Here is a 17,847-nt window from a genome sequence, read left to right as displayed (position 1 = left end):
CGATTGGCAGAGCCACTCTGTATAGTTTGGGATTGCTTCGTACCTCGCAATGACGCTTTTGTTTATTCTTGCTTACTGACTCTTGATTTCTTGACTCTTCAAAGTCCTCTCTTATAACTAAAAATCCTGACATCGCCGTGTTTTCCGGGCATTGTTCCTACTTCAACAAAAAGCCTATCTTTGCGGCATGGCAGTAACCTTTGAAGATTTTAAATTTAACCGGCAAATTTTAAACGCGATAGCCGACGCCGGTTATACCGAAGCTACGCCTATACAGCAAAAAGCTATTCCGCCGATAATGAACGGGCAGGATGTAATGGGCATAGCACAAACCGGCACCGGAAAAACGGCAGCCTACGTTTTGCCTATTCTCATGAAGTTGAAATACGCCCAGGGCGAACATGCCCGTGCGCTCATCATTTCGCCAACCCGTGAGCTGGCCATGCAAATTGAGGAAAACATCAAAGCGTTTGCGGCTTATACCGACCTGCGGGTTGTTTTACTTTACGGAGGTATCGGCCCCAAAACTCAGATAGAACAGGTTAAAAAAGGCGTTGATATCATTGTGGCTACGCCAGGCAGGTTTATGGATGTTTACCTTGCCGGGCACATCATGACCAAGCCGTTGCAGGTATTGGTACTTGATGAAGCCGATAAGATGATGGATATGGGCTTTATGCCCCAGATTAACCGAATACTTGAGGTAGTGCCCGTAAAAAGGCAAAACCTGCTTTTCTCGGCTACAATGAGCGAGAAGGTACATCAGCTTTCGGCTAACTTCCTGGAGTTTCCGACAGTTATTGAAGTTACCCCGCAGGCCACGCCGGCGCAAACAGTTAACCAGCACTTGTATCATGTGCCCAATATCAAAACCAAAATAAATCTGCTTAAAAGATTACTCGATAACGAAGGTGATATTACCAAGCTTATCGTTTTTTGTAAAACCCGTGCGGTAGCCGAGGATGTTTTTAAATTCCTTACCCGCAAGTTTGGCGAAGAGGAAGTAAAAGTTCTTCACGCCAATAAGGGACAAAATACACGCATCAACTCTATCAACTCGTTTAAAAACGATGATGTGAAGATATTAGTGGCTACTGATGTGGCCTCACGCGGTATTGATGTGAGTGATGTAAGCCACGTGATCAATTTCGATGTACCTGTGGTTTATGAAGATTACGTACACCGGATCGGTCGTACAGGCCGTGCGTTGCAGTCGGGCGAAGCTATTACTTTTGCTACGCCTTCTGAAGAGTACTATATCCGCAAGATTGAAAAGCTCATCAAACAAACTATTCCTGTTGATAATATTCCCGATGATGTGTTCATAGAGGAAACCCCTTATGAAGAGCGTCAGGATCAGGCCCGTGAGATAGATCTGCAAAAACGTAAGGAAGATCCGACTTTTAAAGGAGCTTTCCACGAAAAGAAATCTCTCAACCAGCGCAAAAAGTTTGATGCCAATAAGGATAAAGCTAAATATGGCTCAAAAGCGGCAAGGCAAGGTTCGGGTCGATCATCCAAAAGCAAAAAAAGACACTAAGCCCATCAATGAAATTCAGATTTACCCCTTTAAACTTTTTTACCGCGTTTTTGGTAGCGGTGGCAGCCTATGTTTTTATTTATGGAGCAGGTTTAGCCGGAAAACCGCTTGAACATTGGGGAGGCACCATTGGCTGGATCTTTTTATTGTTTGCCTTTGTGGTTTTTGTGATCGACATCATGTTCCGCAACTTTTTTATCGAAACCAAAAAAATATGGATGGTGGAAACATTCTTCATTGTCCTGGTTATAATTATATTCTTACTTGTTAAATAAAATTTGAAATGAAAACCGCTGAAATAAAGCTTACAGTTACGCTTGATGACAATAACGTTCCTGAACATATCCTTTGGGAATCAACCGATTCAACCAATAAAGAAGCATTGCCTGTAAAGTCAATGATGCTTGCCCTGTGGGATCAGAGCTATAAAAACACTCTGCGTATCGACCTATGGACAAAGGATATGCCTGTTGATGAAATGAAACGCTTTTTCTACGAAACCCTGCAAACCATGGGCGACAGTTTTTTACGCGCAACCGGCGAAAAAAACATCGTAGAGGACCTGCGTGACTATTGTGCCCACTTTGCCGACAAAATGGAAATCACACAAAAATAACAACCTAAATATGCGCCTTAGCTCAATTTTATCATTTGTAGGCTTTGCCCTGCTATTTGCGGCAACCTATTGTCCGCTGTTGCGGGTATTCCATGTAACCAGTTGGAATATTTATAAGCTTAATCAGCCTTATGGCCTGGTGCTTTTACTGGTAGCCGTTATTGGTATCATTGTTTCATTCCTTAACCAGGCTAAGATCATGCGTGTAGCTGCCTGGCTATCAGTAGCACTTGTTGTATTGCTACTTGGCGCAGCTATTATGAAAGTAAATTCGGCTTTTAGTTTTATTCCGTTTAAGGGTATCAACAAGTTTTTAACCAGTCAGCTTAAATTTCAATGGGGTTGGTACGTAATGTTTGCCGGCCCGGTTTTGGCATTAATTGGTGCTTTAAGTGGTAAGCCAAAAACGTTTATACCTGCCGCTGCCGATACTGCTACAGCTAATTAATATTCCCATCCCGTTTAAAAAAAGCTGTAACTTTTACATTACAGCTTTTTTAAACATATTTGTAATTCAGATTAATACGAATACCGAATGTTAAAGTTCTCTTTTCGCCAGCAGGTTTTAGCGGGCTTTGTTGTTTCCATCATCCTTGTATTAGTAGTTGGTGTTTTATCATATACCAGTATCCATCAATTTGAGGAAGACAACGTTTGGGTTGATCATACCCAAAATGTTATACGCTCTTCAAATAACTTGTTGCAGCATTTGATTGATGCGGAAACAGGAGTGCGTGGCTATGGAGCAACTAATAAAAAGGTGTTTCTTGATCCATACAATGAGGCGCTTCCCAGGATTGGTGTTGATCTGCAGGAATTGAGAGACCTCACTAAAGATAATCTGGTACAGCAAACACGTATCGATTCATTAACATCGTTGGTAGCTGCCCAACGGATTATTCTTAAGAATGATATTGATACCCGCGAAGCCAAAAGTTTGGACTTCATGGTGCAGAATAACATGTTTTTGAATGGCAAGGAAAACATGGATATGATCAGGGCTATAGTAGCCCGTATGAAGTATTCGGAGAGCAGCTTTTTACAAAATCGTAAAAACAGCTCCGAAAAAGCTTCAAATTCAGCTATCATTATCATTATTTGCGGTTCCATCATTTTCCTGATCATCATACTGGTATTGTTTTTCTACATTCAAAAAACGTTTGACCAGCAAAAGAAAATTGAAGAAGAGATAAGGGTTGCCAATATTGAACTTGGTAAAGTACTTGCCGATAATGAAGCTAAAAACTGGCTGCTTACCGGCACCGGTCAGCTGAATGAGAAAATGCAGGGTCAGCAGGTTGAAAAGGAATTGTCGAATAATATTTTATCTGAAGTAGCTGCATACACCAATGCTGCGGCGGGTACATTTTACCTGTATAATGAGGCAAATGATAAGCTTGAACTTTATGCTTCGTACGCTTTTCATAATCCTGATTTTGTTAAGAAATCGGTGCAAATGGCCGAAGGCTGGCTTGGTCAGGTAGCTAAAGATGGTAAAGCCGTGGTTGTAAAAGGTAAAGTGAACGACAAGCTGGAACTTTCATCATCGGTATTAAAAACTGAACTGGCCGAATCATTTATCATACCTTTCTTTTTTGATAAAAAGCTTAAAGGTGTAATGGAGGTTGCTTTTAATGAAGGGATCTCGAAAAATAAATCTGAATACCTTTTAGCTATCGCTAATGACATTGGTATAGCAGTTAACACTTCTCAGGCCCGCACCATCATGCACGACCTGTATGAAGAAACCCAACAGCAGGCCGAAGAACTGGAAGCACAACAGGAAGAGCTGCGTGTTACCAACGAAGAACTGGTTCAAAAAACAGAAGAGTTACAAGCCTCGGAAGAGGAACTCCGCGTGCAGCAGGAAGAATTGCGTACCACTAATGCCGAACTGGAAGAAAAAGCCAGCCTATTAGAAGAAAAGAACCAGGCTATTGAAGAAGCCCGCCAGGCTATCAACCTTAAAGTTGATGAGCTTGAAACTACGGGTAAATATAAATCGGAGTTTTTGGCCAACATGAGCCATGAGCTGCGTACACCGCTTAACAGTATCCTGGTATTGGCGCGAATCCTGAAAGATAATAAGCCGGCAAACCTGTCTGAAGATCAGATCAAATACGCCAGCGTGATCTTCAACGCGGGTAACGACCTGTTAACCTTGATCAATGATATCCTCGACCTTTCAAAAATTGAATCGGGCAAACTGGATATGCAGAATGAGGATATTAAGGTAAGCGATATTGTTGGCGATATGGAAATGCTGTTTGCCGAAGTAGCCAGCAACAAAAAGATACATTATACAACTAACATAAGCAAAGAACTGCCGCAAACCATATTTACCGATAAGGTACGTATTGAGCAGGTGATCAAAAACCTGTTGAGCAACGCGTTTAAATTTACCGGCGAGAATGGTTCGATCTCAATTAATGTAAGGCCGGGTGCAAAAGATAAAACTGTGAGCTTTGCTATAAAAGACTCTGGCATCGGGATCCCTGCCGAGAAACAGAAAGTTATTTTCGAAGCATTTCAACAGGCCGACGGTTCAACAAGCCGTAAATATGGCGGCACGGGCTTAGGTTTATCGATAAGCCGTGAACTTGCTTACCTTTTGGGCGGCAGCATAAGCCTGAGCAGTGAACCGGGCATTGGCAGCGAGTTTGTACTTACAGTACCTTACCAGGCTAAGCTGGTAGCTACAGTTGAGGATGTAATATTGCCAACAGCCGAAACCTTTAAAGCCACAGCCGAATTTTTAGCGCCGGTTAAAGCCGCACAACGGGAACCAGGCAGAGAGCCTTTAGTAGTAATTGTTGAGGATGATAAAAACTTTGCCAACATATTACAGGATTATGCCCGCGATCATGGTTATAAATCGGTAATGGTTTATGAAGGTACCCGCGCGGTTGAAATTGTTAAAGAAACAAAACCGGATGCGGTAATACTGGATATCATGCTGCCGGGTAAAGATGGCTGGCAGATTTTGAAGGAGCTAAAGAACGATGAGGATACGATGCACATCCCTGTCCACCTGATGTCGGCGGGAGATGCTGCTGCAAACCGTGTGCGCAGGGAAGGTGCTATTAACTTCATGAAGAAGCCGATCAATACCGAAACACTGGATAAACTTTTTGCCGATATCATGGTACAAAGTGGTACCAGGTTTAAACAGATCCTGCTGGTTGAAGATCACAAGGCCCAGAGCCAGGCCCTGAAAGACCTGATGCAAAGCCAGGGTATCACCGTTGATCAGGCATTTGACGGCGAATCGGCATTCAGGATGCTGCATGAAAATGAGTATCAGTGCGTGATCCTTGATCTTAACCTGCCTGATATTTCAGGTTTGGATTTGCTGGATAAGATCAAAGAGGTTGACCGTTTTGTTTCATTGCCGGTTATTATCAACACTGCTATGGAGCTTGATAAAACATCGGTTAACAGGCTGATGCACTATGCAAATGCCATGGTGGTTAAAACCAACAAATCATCCGATAGGCTGATTGACGAGGTTAACCTGTTCCTGAACAAAATTAGCGAGAGCTCAAATACGCAGCCACAACAAGTATCGTCGGCAGTTCCGGCTAAGCCTAAGATTATAACCAAGAGCAAGGATGCCATTAAAGGCAAAAAAGTGCTTATTGTAGATGATGATATGCGCAATATTTTCGCATTGAGTAGTGCCCTGCAAAGTTATGACCTGAACGTAGAGATTGCGAACGATGGGGAAGAAGCTATAACCAAGCTTGAGGAAATAAAAGATATAGATATTGTGCTTATGGATATCATGATGCCTAAAATGGATGGCTATGAGGCCACAAGGCATATCCGTAAGCAAAACAAATGGGCTAAGTTGCCCGTAATAGCATTAACTGCAAAAGCAATGAAAGACGACCGCGAAAAATGTATAGCGGCCGGCGCCAACGACTATATCACCAAACCGGTTGATATGGACAGGCTGATTTCGTTGATGCAGTTGTGGCTTGAAAGTTAATTATGGATACAGCGCAGGGAATCATATCAAATGCACAGGTCCAGGAACTTATTGATATTGTAAGAAAAGTTCACGGGTTTGATTTTTCGGGTTATACCAAAGCTTCACTAAAAAGGAGGTTAACCCGCATCATGCTGCTTAATAAGTTTGAGTTTTATGACCTTAAGCATGTACTTATTAACGATGCGGATTTTTTTCAGGGCTTTTTGGAAGAGATAACGGTTAATGTAACCGAGATGTTCCGCGATCCCTCGTTTTATAAAGCAGTTAACACGCAGGTTGTGCCATATCTTTCAACCTATCAGCATGTAAAAATTTGGAGTGCGGGTTGTTCAACAGGCGAAGAGGTTTACTCTATGGCCATATTATTAAACGAGGCCGGTTTAGGTAAAAAGTCGTTTATATACGGTACAGATATTAATACCGAGGTTTTACGGGAAGCACGTAAAGGTATTTACAGTTTGCGTAATATAAAAAGCTATGCCGAAAACTATCAGTATACTGGTTTAAAAGGTTCAATCACCGATCATTTTACCATTTTGTATGATGCCGCATCAATACACAATGAATTAAAGCAGAATACGTTGTTTTCGGTACATAACTTGATCTCTGATACCGTATTTAATGAGTTTCAGATGATAAGCTGCCGAAATGTTTTTATTTACTTTGAAACGTTTCTGCAGGAACGGATCCTGGATCTGTTTTATAAAAGCCTTTGTCCGCTGGGGTATTTGTGTCTTGGCAGCAAAGAAACTATCCGGTCCGATTCGTTCAAGAGTAAGTTTAAGGTGATCAACCAAAAGGAAAATATCTATCAAAAAGTTGGGACCTGATAATAAATTACTGGAGAGGTGGCATGACGCCCAAATAGTTTTATTTGGCGGATCGGCGGGCTCGTTCAAAATTTTGTTTCGGATCATAAAAGATCTTCCCGAAAAACTGGGAAAAACCGTAATCCTTATCATACACAGGAAAAAAAATTTTTTCAGCGAAATAGAAAAACTATTTGCCGAGAACAGCCGTATGTACATGCGCGAAATTGAAGATAAGGATATTCTTAAAACGAATACCATGTATATAGCCCCGGCCAATTACCATACGTTAATTGAGGACGGGGGATATTTTAGTTTAGATGTTTCGGAGCCGGTTTGGTATTCAAAGCCATCGATAGATGTTACCTTTGAAAGCGCAGCCGAGGTTTATGGCAATAAATGCGCTGCCATATTACTCTCAGGTGCCAACCAGGACGGCGCAGGTGGTATGCTGAAATTGCGCGAAAGCGGTGCGCTCACTATAGCGCAGGAGCCCGCTGACGCAGAAATGCCTGAAATGCCACGGTCGGCTATTAACCTGGGAGCAGCCGACTATATTTTGACACAGGATGAGATTTTTAAGCTTTTACTATCGTAACAATCACCGACCCCTAATTAATATTAAATGACCCCTGTTAATATTCTTATAGTTGATGACAGAGAAGAGAACATCATCGCTCTTGAGGCTTTGCTTAAGCGGGATGACATCAAAATGTTTTCTACCACATCACCCAATGAAGCCCTCAAGATAGCCTGGGAAACCAATATAGCTATCGCGCTGGTTGATGTTCAAATGCCTGAGATGGATGGTTTTGAGCTGGTTGAAATGCTTAAGTCAAATCCGCGCACCAAAGATATCCTTGTTATTTTTGTTACAGCTATTTCAAAGGAGGCCAAATATGCCGTTAAAGGCTTTGGTGCCGGAGCTGTTGATTATTTATATAAGCCGCTTGATCCCTATATTACATCTGCCAAGGTTGATTCGTTTGTGCAACTGGCCCGCACACAGGCAGAAATCAAGCAGAAAAATGATGAGCTGCAGGATTATGCCATTGTTGTAAAAAACTCGGCCGATATCATTACCTCGGTTGATGCGCAAAGTCTTCGCATCGTAAATATAAACCCAACTGTCGAGAAAATAATGGGGTTCAGGCCCGACGAGCTTGTTGGTAAAAGTATCGTTGACCTGGCTATTGATGATCATCGGGCAGCATTTCGTAAAAAGCTGGGTGAGATTATCAAGGACAACCTGAGTTATGCCATTTTTGAGTTTAAGTTTGAAACTTTTGATAAAAGAGTGATCTGGATAGAATGCCGCGCATCTTACCGGAACAAGATCATTTTTTTGAACATCAGTGATATTTCTCCGCAAAAGAGTTACCAGGAGCAATTGATCAAATCAAAAGAAAATGCCGAGTATAGCAAAAAGGTAAAAGAAACCTTTTTGGCTAATATGAGCCACGAATTGCGCACCCCTGTTAATGGGATTATAGGTATTACCTCTCTTTTACGTAAAACAGGCCTTACCGATCAGCAAAAGGGGATGCTTGATCTGCTGGATACTTCATCTAAATCGTTGTTAGGAGTTATAAACGATGTGTTGGATATCTCGAAGATCGAAGCAGGTAAATTTAGCATTGTTCGTACTGCAAACAACGTTTATGATATCGTAAACTCTGTTTTCAACCTGCTTAAGTTTAAGGCGGATGAGAATAACATCGAGTTTTTGCTTGATATTGAAGAAGAAGTACCGCAATACCTCATGTTGGATTCATTACGTCTGAACCAGATACTGATGAACCTGCTAAGCAATGCCCTTAAGTTTACCGAAAGGGGATATGTGAAGCTTAAGATTACCGTACTTCAAAAACATAATGATAAGGTAAAAATAAAGTTCAGCGTTGAGGATACGGGTATCGGGATACCGGCCGACAGGCTTAACCGGATCTTTGAATCGTTTGAGCAGGCCGAGGAAGACACGGTAAGTAAATATGGCGGTACCGGTTTGGGACTCACCATAGTTAAAAAACTTGCCGAATTAAAAGGGGGCGAACTTACGGTAAGCAGCCAGGTAGGCAGAGGCAGCACTTTTAACTTTGTAAACTGGTATACCATAAGCCTGAAACCTAAAGACAAGCAAACCCCAAAAACTGATAAAGTATTGCCGCCTTTCAATAATGTGCGGGTATTGGTGGCCGAAGATAATATGGTGAATCAGTTTATGCTTTCTAAGATATTGAAGGACTGGAATGTAGAGGTAGAAATGGTGGATAATGGCCGTAAGGTTATTGAAAAGCTTAACAACAAAGATTACGATATTATTTTGATGGATACCCACATGCCCGAAATGAATGGTTATCAGGCAGCCAAAACCATTCGGGTTGATTTTGAGGAGCCTAAACGGAGCATACCCATCATATCGCTATCTGCAGCGAGTTATGATCACGAACAGCAGGAAGCCTTATCTGCAGGAATGAACGATGTGCTTTCAAAACCATTTCAGCCATATCAGCTGCATGAAAAAATATCGAGATTGTTAAGGGTCGACGCTTAAAAATCAAGTTTGGTTTGCCCAACACCTGATACTTTAGCCTCATGTTCAAGCAGCCATTTTTTGCGCCATACGCCACCGGCATACCCGGTAAGGCTGCCATCTGAACCTATTACCCGGTGGCAGGGAACAACCACCCATAGGTGATTGCGGCCATTGGCAGATGCTATTGCCCGTATAGCCAGCGGATTATTCATTTGATTGGATTGCTGCGCGTAAGTAATGGTTGTACCATAAGGAATGCGTAATAACTCGTCCCAAACCTGTTGCTGAAAATCACTGCCTTGCTGTTTTATCGGGAAGGTAAAATCTTTGCGTGTTCCTGCAAAGTATTCGTTCAACTGGTCGATAGCTGTTTGCAGCAATCCGGTAGGAGCAGGCTCAATATCATATTCCTCATCCCTTATGGATACTGATGCAATGAATCCATCTTCTTCGGTAATACGGGCAATGCCAACTGGTGTGCGGAAATAAGCTATGGGCATGGGTAACTGGTATATTCTATATCAAAATTAAGCTAATTTTTTTAGCCTGTCAAATGCCCGCCGTCACTCGCGGGTAATTATTACATTTGCGGTCATGAAACTTGCTAACGAAACCTGGTATCTGCTAAAAAAGGAAATTTTGCTCGAATGGCGATCAAAATATGCTTTTAATGGCGTTTTGCTATATGTGGTTTCAACAGTTTTTGTTTGTTATATCTCCCTTAATTTAAATCCGGGTTTTTCCAATAGCAGCGGCTATCCTATAGTTTGGAACGTATTGTTCTGGATTATTATGCTGTTTGCGTCGGTAAACGCGATTGCCAAAAGCTTTCTGCAGGAGAGTAAAAGCAGGTTGCTTTATTATTATTCCATAGCAAGTCCGCAGGCTATTATCCTATCGAAAACCATCTATAACATTTTGCTGATGGCTTTGTTGAGCACATTGGCTTTAGTGATATACAAGGTGTTTTTCCCTAATACTATTGGTGATCTGCTTTATTACTTCCTGGCGGTGCTGATAGGAAGCGTTAGTTTTTCAACCGTTTTTACTATGATCTCGGCCATTGCGTCTAAAGCGGGTAATAACGGTACGCTTATGGCTATCTTGAGTTTCCCGGTTATTATTCCTGTGATACTGGTGCTTATCAAGTTGAGCAAAAGCGCGATGGATGGGGTAGACCGAAGCTTCTTTTACGGAAACATTGGCGTTTTGTGCGCTATCAATGCTATTGTAATAGCCACCGCATTGCTACTCTTCCCTTATTTGTGGCGCGATTAATTGCCATATTGACAGCTCTTTAATCATTCTGAATTTTTCTGATTCCGTTTTGCGTTAACATTTAGGCCGAAACATGCTTTTGCTTGTTGCGAAACAGCAAATTTTTGCCCTGTTTTTAACATTTTCTTCTAATTTGATTTTAATTTGGATTAAGTCTAAATTAGTAATTACTTTTGTCGCCGACTTAACCAGATAACAATGCATGCTAAAACCCTTACTTTAGTCATACTTTCTTTTCTTATTTCAGGCACAGCGTTGGCGCAGCAGCCCAATAACTCAACTGCCGAAGATTCTTTAAACAACAATACTGTTAAAAGCTCGCTTTTATCAAATACTACTATTGGTGGTTACGGTAATGCTTTTTACCAGTACAACAACAATCACCGTACAGCCAAGGTCGACCTTGAGCGTTTTGTATTGTTTGTTGGTCACAAATTCAGCGATAAGATCTCTTTCTTTTCTGAAACCGAGCTTGAAGACGCCAAAGTAAATGGCGGCGAACCCGGCGGTGAAATTACTATTGAGCAGGCTTACCTGAAGTTTAACCTCAACCCTAATCAATACATTGTTGCGGGTTTGTTTTTACCGCGGATCGGTATCCTGAATGAAAATCACCTGCCAACCACATTCAACGGAAATGAACGTAACTACGTTGAAACGCTGGTAATCCCTGCTACCTGGCGCGAATTGGGTGTTGGCTTTTATGGCCGTTTAAATAACTTCCCTATTAACTATTCAATTGGATTGATGAACGGCTTAAGCGCGGGCGGCTTCACACACGGAACGGGTATTGTTGACGGAAGGTTTGAAGGCCGTAACGCTACCGGCACCAACCTTGCAGTTACAGGTGCGCTTCAGTATTATCAAAGTGGTTTTAAAGCCCAGTTATCAGGCTATTATGGTGGTACCGTGGGTCTTCGTAAAACAGAGGCAGATAGTCTTGGCTTAAACTCGGGCGTATTTGGTACCCCGGTTGCCATGGGTGAGGGCGATATCCAGTATAACGGACAAGGCTTTTCAGTAAAAGTATTGGGCACTATCCTTTCAATTAAAGATGCCGACAAGATCAACAGGGGCTATGCCAGCAATACGCCAAAGGCAGCCTACGGAGCCTATGCTGAAATAGGATACGATCTGCTTTACCGCAGCAACTATGGTAAACTTAACGCTCCGCAATTAATTGTTTTTGTGCGTGATGAAAAGCTTGATCTTAATTACCGCATCCCATCAAACGGTATAACCGATCAAACCCTTAATCAAAATTTTGTGGTAGCCGGTTTAACTTATCTGCCGCTCCGTAACGTGGTAGTGAAGGGCGATGTAAGGTTGGCACATACCGGCGCACAAAACCCAGCGCTGATAGTGAACCCAAGCCCGGTGGCGCTGCCTTACCAAACTAACAATACTTTGATAAACCTGGGTGTTGGATATTCATTTTAAACTTAAACAACATGGATAGAAGAGATTTTGTAAAACAGTCATGCTCGTTATGCCTTGCTGTTGGCGCAGGTATGTTGGTGAGCTCGTTATCGGGTTGTGCTACTTTACCTGTTTATAAAGCGGCTGTGGCCAACAACACAGTAACTGTTCCGGAAACTATTTTCGGCGCAACTAATTTTCAATTGATCCAGCCTAAAAACCAGTATTATAACATCGGTTTAAAAAAGGAGGCTAACGGTACTTATACCGCATTGCTGTTAAAATGCACCCATGCTGATAACCAACTCACGCCTGCTGGCAACAATGGTTATAAATGCGATTTGCATGGCAGCACCTTCAATAATGAGGGCCAGGTAACTACCGGCCCTGCTGAACGGCCGCTTAAGAAGTACGCAACAGAAGTAATATCAAATCAAATCATAATTCATCTAACTTAATTTTTTACCATGAAAAATACCTTACTTGGTCTGTCATGTGCTGCTATCCTCGCTTTAAGCAGCTGTGGAAAAGATAACAACCCAAGCGGAACCCAGACAACTGCTGTTGATGAGCAGGAAGTAATAACCCAGTTTGTTAGCGTTGTTGGTAATCCAAACTACGTTGATATTCAGGCAAAAGCTACTTTATTAAACACATCAATAACTACGTTTTTAGCAACGCCCACCGATGCTAACCTAACCGCTGCCCGTGTAGCCTGGAAAAACACCCGCCAGCCATGGGAGCAGGCCGAGGGCTTTTTGTTTGGTCCGGTTGAAGATGAAAACTATGACCCAACTATGGATAGCTGGCCTTTGAACAGGACGGATGTGGATGCTTTAATAGGAAGTTCAGACGTCATAACATTGTCTTATGTAGACGGTCTTGATGGTTTCTCCAAAGGTTTCCACGGTATCGAGTACATTATATTTGGCCCGGGTGGTACAAGAAAAGCCGCTGATATCACAGCCCGCCAAAAAGATTATCTAAAGTTTACTTCTCAAAGTTTATTAAATACTACCACTGCACTTATGAATAGCTGGGCGGCTTCGGGTGATAATTATGCAGCCAAAATCACTACTGCCGGAAACGGAAGTACAGCCTTCAAAACACGCAAAGAATTGTTTACTACCATTGTTACTCAAATGGCGGGCATTTGCGAAGAAGTAGGTACCGGTAAAATGGCTGAACCTTTCACTGAAAGAGATTCGACTAAAGATGAGTCATCATACTCGCACAATACTACTACCGATTTCATAAATAATATACAAGGTGTACTTAATGTTTATACCGCCACTTATAATGGTACCAAAGGCACAACGAGCTTAAGCGCTTTGGTTGCTTCAAAAAACCTGGCTTTAGATACTAAGATCAAAACACAAATACAAACTGCTTTATCGTCAATGGCTTTGATTACCCCAACTTTTGAAAAGGCCATTTATGATAACCGCGATAAAATATCAAACAGTCAAACAGCCCTTGCAACCCTGCAAGCTACGCTTGAAGGTGATTTGACCACATTTATACAAACTAATATTAAGGACTAATTTTAAGGTGAAGAAGTTAAGCGTAATAGGCGCGTTGGTGCTTTTGGTGCTGCTGCTGGCAAAATGCCAGAAAGCGGCCCAAATCTCAGCAGATAGATATGACGAGCGTTTATCGGGAGGCGATGCCACCGTGTTTGATATTACCTCGCACTCGTTTGGTAATATGTTTCCGGGACTTTCAGGTTACGATGCAGAGGTTCATGGCTTGGGCGACGCGGCATTTAGCAAGATTTTTGTTACTGCGCCCGCACCTATTAATCCGGGTTTGGGGACCATCTTCAATAACAACTCCTGCATTTCGTGTCACCACAACGATGGGATAGGTTTGCCAACAGCCGGCGAATCAAATTCGTCGCTCCTTGTGCGCATCAGCATTCCTGGTACCGACGAACATGGCGGCCCGCTTGCGGCACCAGGTTACGGTTTGCAGCTACAGGATAAAGCTGTTTTTGGTAAAACGCCCGAGTGTAAGGTTAACATTGCATACAATGATGTGATATATAACTTTCCGGATGGTGAAGCCTATGCCTTACGTACGCCTACTTATACTTTAACAAACCTTTACACAGCGCTTTCGGCTGGGTATATGTTATCGCCGCGCCTGGCGCCGCCAATGTATGGCTTGGGATTGCTGGAAGCTATTCCTGAAAGCACCATCGTTGCCATGGCCGATCCGAACGACGCAAACGGCGACGGCATAAAGGGGCATGCCAACTATGTTTGGGATGTAGCTACACAATCGCGCAAGCTGGGGCGTTTTGGCTGGAAAGCTAACACCGCATCGTTGCTTACGCAGGTAGCTGCCGCTTACAACCAGGATATCGGCATTACCAATAAGATATTCCCGGTTGAGAATTCCTTCGGTCAATCTCAATATGATGGCCTAAAGGATGATCCCGAATTGGCCGATAGTACATTAAATGCTGTGAGATTTTATGCCGCTACGCTCGCGGTTCCGGCCCGTCGTGATGTTACCGATGCTACCAATAAAAGAGGCGAGTTATTATTTAAACAAGGCAAGTGCGAAAGTTGCCATCGTCAAACCCTTACAACGGAGATAAACGTAGCTTTCAAGCCACTGTCAAACCAGGTGATCCATCCTTACACGGATATGCTGGTACATGACATGGGGCCTGGCCTTGCCGATAACCGTCCCGACTTTTTAGCTAACGGGCAGGAATGGCGTACAGCTCCACTTTGGGGTTTAGGATTGTTTGAAAAAGTTAATTATCCCGGTTATTATCTTCATGATGGTCGCGCACGTAGTATTACCGAGGCTATTATGTGGCATGGTGGAGAGGCTGAATCGTCAAAGGTTTTCTTCAGTACATTATCAAAAGTAGACAGGGACGCTATGCTGAGCTTTCTGAAAAGCTTGTAATTTTCTCTGATGATATTTTGAAAGCGGCGTGGAATAATTCATGCCGCTTTTTTATTGTTAGCCGGTAAAAATTCATCGAGGAGCGGGAAAGGAACGAGCTGCGGCGCGACGTGGCTATCGCATGCTATACAGGGCGGATATGCATTGGCTACGTGATTGCCGCGCTGCGATCAAAGACATGGTTTTTGTTTGTTTTTCCAAGAAACTTTTATCTTTCCAACTTGCGCTCGTTTCAACGAGTGCTTAACGTGGGTTGGCGATTGTATCGTCTTCGCTTACTTTATAAACGTAAGCCCATTGTAAGCACTCGTTAAAAACGAGCGCAAGAAAAAAAGAATTTATCGAATTACATCCTCCCATTCTGTCTATTCCTTAATTCTTAAAATTCCGGTTCAGATAAATTCAAATCGAGACAAACCCACCGCAACAAAAATTATACAACAACAATTCATTAACCGTTCATAAAAAATGTGTTTTTTAGTAGATTGAAAAAATATCCTAATTTTATTTAATGCGTTTTTATTGGTTTTTGCTTATCGCGTTTATATGCCCGCTCATAGTTTCGGCGCAAACCGGTACTATTACAGGTAAGGTAGTCAGGGCCGATTCTAAAAGCCCGGTAGCCAATGCCAGCGTATTTTTAAATAATGCCACGTACGGCACTTCTACTGCCGAGGACGGTACTTTTACTCTGGCCGGTGTAAAGCCGGGCCAATATCAGTTGGTAGTTACCGGTGTAAGTATTGAAGAGTATTCGACAACTGTATTGGTTGGCCGTGATCCCGCTAAGCTGAGCATAGAGGTTAATCAGAAGGTATTAATGCTGCGCGAGGTTGTGATCAGCAGCAGTGCCGACTGGAAAAAGAACTACGAGTTGTTCCGCAAGGAATTTGTAGGCGATACCGAAAATGGCAAAGAGTGTAAGGTTACCAATCCACATATTCTTAATATTATTTATCACAGGGGTAAACAACAACTGGAAGCATCAGGCGATGAGTTTCTGGTGGTTGAGAACCTGGCGCTGGGCTATCGTACCAAGTTTTTACTGAAAAGCTTTTTGTATGACGCTATAGAGCATACTATATCTTACTCGGGAAGTGCACTGTTTGAGAACCTGCCTGGTAGCGCTGCTCAGAAAAAGCTTTGGAAACAGAAACGAGAGCAGGCTTATTACGGCTCGGCCCAACATTTTTACCGTTCGCTTTATAAAGGGAAATTAAAAGAAGAAGGGTTTGAGGCGCACGACTTTACAAGACAAATTAACCCCGAACGGCCAGAAGAAGCGGTGTTGATGCAGAAGATGAAGAAGTACCGTGACGGCCCGCGTGATTCGGCGATGAGGTATTACAATTTGTCGAAAATGACTAAATGGTACCGGGAAAACCTGGCCAAGCTGCCCTACCAGGAGTTTGAGATTTTGCGCAAAACACCGCAAGATGGGATTTACGCCCTTACTTTTCCGCACTTTTTATACGTAGTATATACCAAGCGTGAGGAGACTACCGAGTTTAAGGATGTTTATCACCCGTTGGATATGCCCAACTACGAAACCAGTATCATGACCAAATATTCGGGCTATGTTGCCTTTGATATGAATGGTATTGTGGTATCAAGCCCAAGCCCGTTATATGAAGGTTCATGGTCAAAAGCCAAGCTCGGCGATTTGTTGCCGGTTGATTACGAGCCGGGGGATTGATTTAGTCATTGTGTCATTGCATCATTAGGTCATTTTTTTATTTGTGTGAATAATGACTCAGTAACCTGATGACTTAATGACAATGAAATTTCACTACCTTTACCGCACAATTTAATATGAAGTTTATTTATCAAACCTGGTGGAAAGTGGCGGCTGTTTTGCTGGTGCTATCTACCTTTTACACCGGCTTGGTTTTCAAAGCGCCAAGGCTACCAATTATTCACGAAACCATCCGTAATTTGTATTTCCACGTACCTATGTGGATGGGGATGCTAACGGTATTTGTTGTATCGGTTTATTTCAGCATAAAGTATTTGCAGGATGGTAAGGAAGAGCATGACCTTGCCGCTGTTGAATGTGTTAATACCGGACTGCTGTTTTACAGCTTAGGCCTTTTAACTGGCATGCTGTGGGCAAAATATACATGGGGCGAATTTTGGAGCGGAGACCCTAAACAAAACAGTGCTGCTATTGCATTTCTGTTGTATTGTGCTTACCTGGTGCTTCGTAACTCTATTGATGAGGAGCAAAAACGTGCCAAGATTTCGGCCATCTACAACATATTCGCGTTTCCGATTATGATTGTATTGATATTTGTTTTGCCTCGTTTAACAGATTCATTGCACCCGGGCAGCGGTGGTAACCCTGCATTTGGTAAATACGACCTTGATAATGGCATGAAGATAGCCTTTTACCCGGCCATGCTGGGCTGGAGCTTTATTGCACTTTGGATAGCTACTATCCGTTACCGCATCCGTTTAATTGAGAATAAGAAGAACGCTATAAATTAAGATGAAGAAATTAACGCTTTTATTGTTACTGCTTACGTTTTGTACCGCTGTTTTTGCACAGCAGGGGCAGCAAGTTGAAATGGCAGATGCCTTGCGCCAGTCGGGAAAAATTTACGTAGTTGTGGTAACTATTTCCATAATTTTTGTTGGTTTGGCCCTTTACCTGTTTTCGATAGACCGCAGATTAAAAAAAGTCGAAAACGAAAAGTAGTTCAAATAATATGTTTAAACAATTTAAACATA

General features: G+C 42.5%; 17 protein-coding genes. 16 read left to right on the top strand and 1 reads right to left on the bottom strand.

Annotated elements, in window-relative coordinates:
* The first annotated feature begins 187 nt into the window (after positions 1–187).
* The 8 genes from DEO27_RS14240 (at position 188) to DEO27_RS14205 (ending at position 9,513) form a co-directional block, all read left to right on the top strand.
* A complete protein-coding gene (locus DEO27_RS14240; RefSeq protein WP_112573647.1) occupies positions 188–1,540 on the top strand; it encodes a DEAD/DEAH box helicase in 1,353 nt (450 codons plus the stop codon).
* 8 nt (positions 1,541–1,548) lie between these two features.
* The gene (locus tag DEO27_RS14235; protein ID WP_112573645.1) at positions 1,549–1,815 is read left to right on the top strand and encodes a hypothetical protein; all 267 of its coding nucleotides are present in this window, start codon (positions 1,549–1,551) and stop codon (positions 1,813–1,815) included.
* An 8-nt stretch (positions 1,816–1,823) separates the two neighbouring features.
* Entirely contained in the window at positions 1,824–2,156 is a 333-nt protein-coding gene (gene gldC, locus DEO27_RS14230; protein WP_090524371.1) for a gliding motility protein GldC, read from the top strand.
* A 10-nt stretch (positions 2,157–2,166) separates the two neighbouring features.
* Positions 2,167–2,604, top strand: coding sequence for a hypothetical protein (locus DEO27_RS14225; protein ID WP_112573643.1), 438 nt, complete (start codon positions 2,167–2,169; stop codon positions 2,602–2,604).
* Positions 2,605–2,691: 87 nt separating this feature from the next.
* Positions 2,692–6,147, top strand: a complete 3,456-nt coding sequence (locus DEO27_RS14220) for a response regulator (RefSeq protein ID WP_112573641.1) — start codon at positions 2,692–2,694, stop codon at positions 6,145–6,147.
* A gap of 2 nt (positions 6,148–6,149) precedes the next feature.
* Positions 6,150–6,980 (top strand): CheR family methyltransferase, encoded by an 831-nt coding sequence (locus DEO27_RS14215; RefSeq protein ID WP_190295416.1) that lies wholly within the window; start codon positions 6,150–6,152, stop codon positions 6,978–6,980.
* Positions 6,970–7,557 (top strand): chemotaxis protein CheB, encoded by a 588-nt coding sequence (locus DEO27_RS14210; RefSeq protein WP_162996836.1) that lies wholly within the window; start codon positions 6,970–6,972, stop codon positions 7,555–7,557. Before DEO27_RS14215 ends, DEO27_RS14210 begins: the two co-directional genes overlap by 11 nt.
* A gap of 27 nt (positions 7,558–7,584) precedes the next feature.
* Complete coding sequence (locus DEO27_RS14205) at positions 7,585–9,513, top strand: response regulator (RefSeq protein ID WP_112573637.1); 1,929 nt, start codon at positions 7,585–7,587, stop codon at positions 9,511–9,513.
* On the opposite strand, the gene DEO27_RS14200 is transcribed toward DEO27_RS14205, so the two are convergent.
* Complete coding sequence (locus tag DEO27_RS14200) at positions 9,510–9,995, bottom strand: methylated-DNA--[protein]-cysteine S-methyltransferase (RefSeq protein ID WP_112573635.1); 486 nt, start codon at positions 9,993–9,995, stop codon at positions 9,510–9,512. The genes DEO27_RS14205 and DEO27_RS14200 overlap by 4 nt on opposite strands.
* Before the next feature lie 94 nt (positions 9,996–10,089).
* On the opposite strand from DEO27_RS14200, the gene DEO27_RS14195 reads away from it, so the two are divergent.
* From DEO27_RS14195 to DEO27_RS14160, 8 genes are all read left to right on the top strand, one after another.
* Entirely contained in the window at positions 10,090–10,773 is a 684-nt protein-coding gene (locus DEO27_RS14195; RefSeq protein WP_112573633.1) for a heme exporter protein CcmB, read from the top strand.
* Between the two features lie 198 nt (positions 10,774–10,971).
* Positions 10,972–12,213 (top strand): hypothetical protein, encoded by a 1,242-nt coding sequence (locus DEO27_RS14190; RefSeq protein WP_112573631.1) that lies wholly within the window; start codon positions 10,972–10,974, stop codon positions 12,211–12,213.
* A gap of 11 nt (positions 12,214–12,224) precedes the next feature.
* Entirely contained in the window at positions 12,225–12,650 is a 426-nt protein-coding gene (locus tag DEO27_RS14185) for a ubiquinol-cytochrome c reductase iron-sulfur subunit (RefSeq protein WP_112573629.1), read from the top strand.
* Positions 12,651–12,659: 9 nt separating this feature from the next.
* Positions 12,660–13,736 carry an imelysin family protein gene (locus tag DEO27_RS14180; protein WP_112573627.1) on the top strand — a complete coding sequence of 359 codons (1,077 nt, stop codon included), beginning with the start codon at positions 12,660–12,662 and terminating at the stop codon, positions 13,734–13,736.
* Between the two features lie 7 nt (positions 13,737–13,743).
* Positions 13,744–15,117 (top strand): di-heme oxidoredictase family protein, encoded by a 1,374-nt coding sequence (locus DEO27_RS14175; RefSeq protein ID WP_223818250.1) that lies wholly within the window; start codon positions 13,744–13,746, stop codon positions 15,115–15,117.
* A gap of 511 nt (positions 15,118–15,628) precedes the next feature.
* Positions 15,629–16,813 (top strand): carboxypeptidase-like regulatory domain-containing protein, encoded by a 1,185-nt coding sequence (locus tag DEO27_RS14170; RefSeq protein WP_112573625.1) that lies wholly within the window; start codon positions 15,629–15,631, stop codon positions 16,811–16,813.
* A gap of 116 nt (positions 16,814–16,929) precedes the next feature.
* Positions 16,930–17,604, top strand: a complete 675-nt coding sequence (gene ccsA, locus DEO27_RS14165; protein WP_112573623.1) for a cytochrome c biogenesis protein — start codon at positions 16,930–16,932, stop codon at positions 17,602–17,604.
* Between the two features lies 1 nt (position 17,605).
* The gene (locus tag DEO27_RS14160; protein WP_112573621.1) at positions 17,606–17,815 is read left to right on the top strand and encodes a CcmD family protein; all 210 of its coding nucleotides are present in this window, start codon (positions 17,606–17,608) and stop codon (positions 17,813–17,815) included.
* Positions 17,816–17,847 lie beyond the last annotated feature (32 nt).

The organism is Mucilaginibacter rubeus (assembly GCF_003286415.2).
Taxonomy (GTDB): Bacteria; Bacteroidota; Bacteroidia; order Sphingobacteriales; family Sphingobacteriaceae; genus Mucilaginibacter; species Mucilaginibacter rubeus_A.
This window is presented reverse-complemented; position numbering and strand designations above follow the sequence as displayed.

What these genes read in the sequence shown, in the direction of transcription:
- DEO27_RS14240 (WP_112573647.1), top strand. Translation starts at nt 188, where the DNA reads ATGGCAGTAACCTTTGAAGATTTTAAATTTAACCGGCAAATTTTAAAC.
- DEO27_RS14235 (WP_112573645.1), top strand. Translation starts at nt 1,549, where the DNA reads ATGAAATTCAGATTTACCCCTTTAAACTTTTTTACCGCGTTTTTGGTA.
- gldC (WP_090524371.1), top strand. Translation starts at nt 1,824, where the DNA reads ATGAAAACCGCTGAAATAAAGCTTACAGTTACGCTTGATGACAATAAC.
- DEO27_RS14225 (WP_112573643.1), top strand. Translation starts at nt 2,167, where the DNA reads ATGCGCCTTAGCTCAATTTTATCATTTGTAGGCTTTGCCCTGCTATTT.
- DEO27_RS14220 (WP_112573641.1), top strand. Translation starts at nt 2,692, where the DNA reads ATGTTAAAGTTCTCTTTTCGCCAGCAGGTTTTAGCGGGCTTTGTTGTT.
- DEO27_RS14215 (WP_190295416.1), top strand. Translation starts at nt 6,150, where the DNA reads ATGGATACAGCGCAGGGAATCATATCAAATGCACAGGTCCAGGAACTT.
- DEO27_RS14205 (WP_112573637.1), top strand. Translation starts at nt 7,585, where the DNA reads ATGACCCCTGTTAATATTCTTATAGTTGATGACAGAGAAGAGAACATC.
- DEO27_RS14200 (WP_112573635.1), bottom strand. Translation starts at nt 9,995, where the DNA reads ATGCCCATAGCTTATTTCCGCACACCAGTTGGCATTGCCCGTATTACC.
- DEO27_RS14195 (WP_112573633.1), top strand. Translation starts at nt 10,090, where the DNA reads ATGAAACTTGCTAACGAAACCTGGTATCTGCTAAAAAAGGAAATTTTG.
- DEO27_RS14190 (WP_112573631.1), top strand. Translation starts at nt 10,972, where the DNA reads ATGCATGCTAAAACCCTTACTTTAGTCATACTTTCTTTTCTTATTTCA.
- DEO27_RS14185 (WP_112573629.1), top strand. Translation starts at nt 12,225, where the DNA reads ATGGATAGAAGAGATTTTGTAAAACAGTCATGCTCGTTATGCCTTGCT.
- DEO27_RS14180 (WP_112573627.1), top strand. Translation starts at nt 12,660, where the DNA reads ATGAAAAATACCTTACTTGGTCTGTCATGTGCTGCTATCCTCGCTTTA.
- DEO27_RS14170 (WP_112573625.1), top strand. Translation starts at nt 15,629, where the DNA reads ATGCGTTTTTATTGGTTTTTGCTTATCGCGTTTATATGCCCGCTCATA.
- ccsA (WP_112573623.1), top strand. Translation starts at nt 16,930, where the DNA reads ATGAAGTTTATTTATCAAACCTGGTGGAAAGTGGCGGCTGTTTTGCTG.
- DEO27_RS14160 (WP_112573621.1), top strand. Translation starts at nt 17,606, where the DNA reads ATGAAGAAATTAACGCTTTTATTGTTACTGCTTACGTTTTGTACCGCT.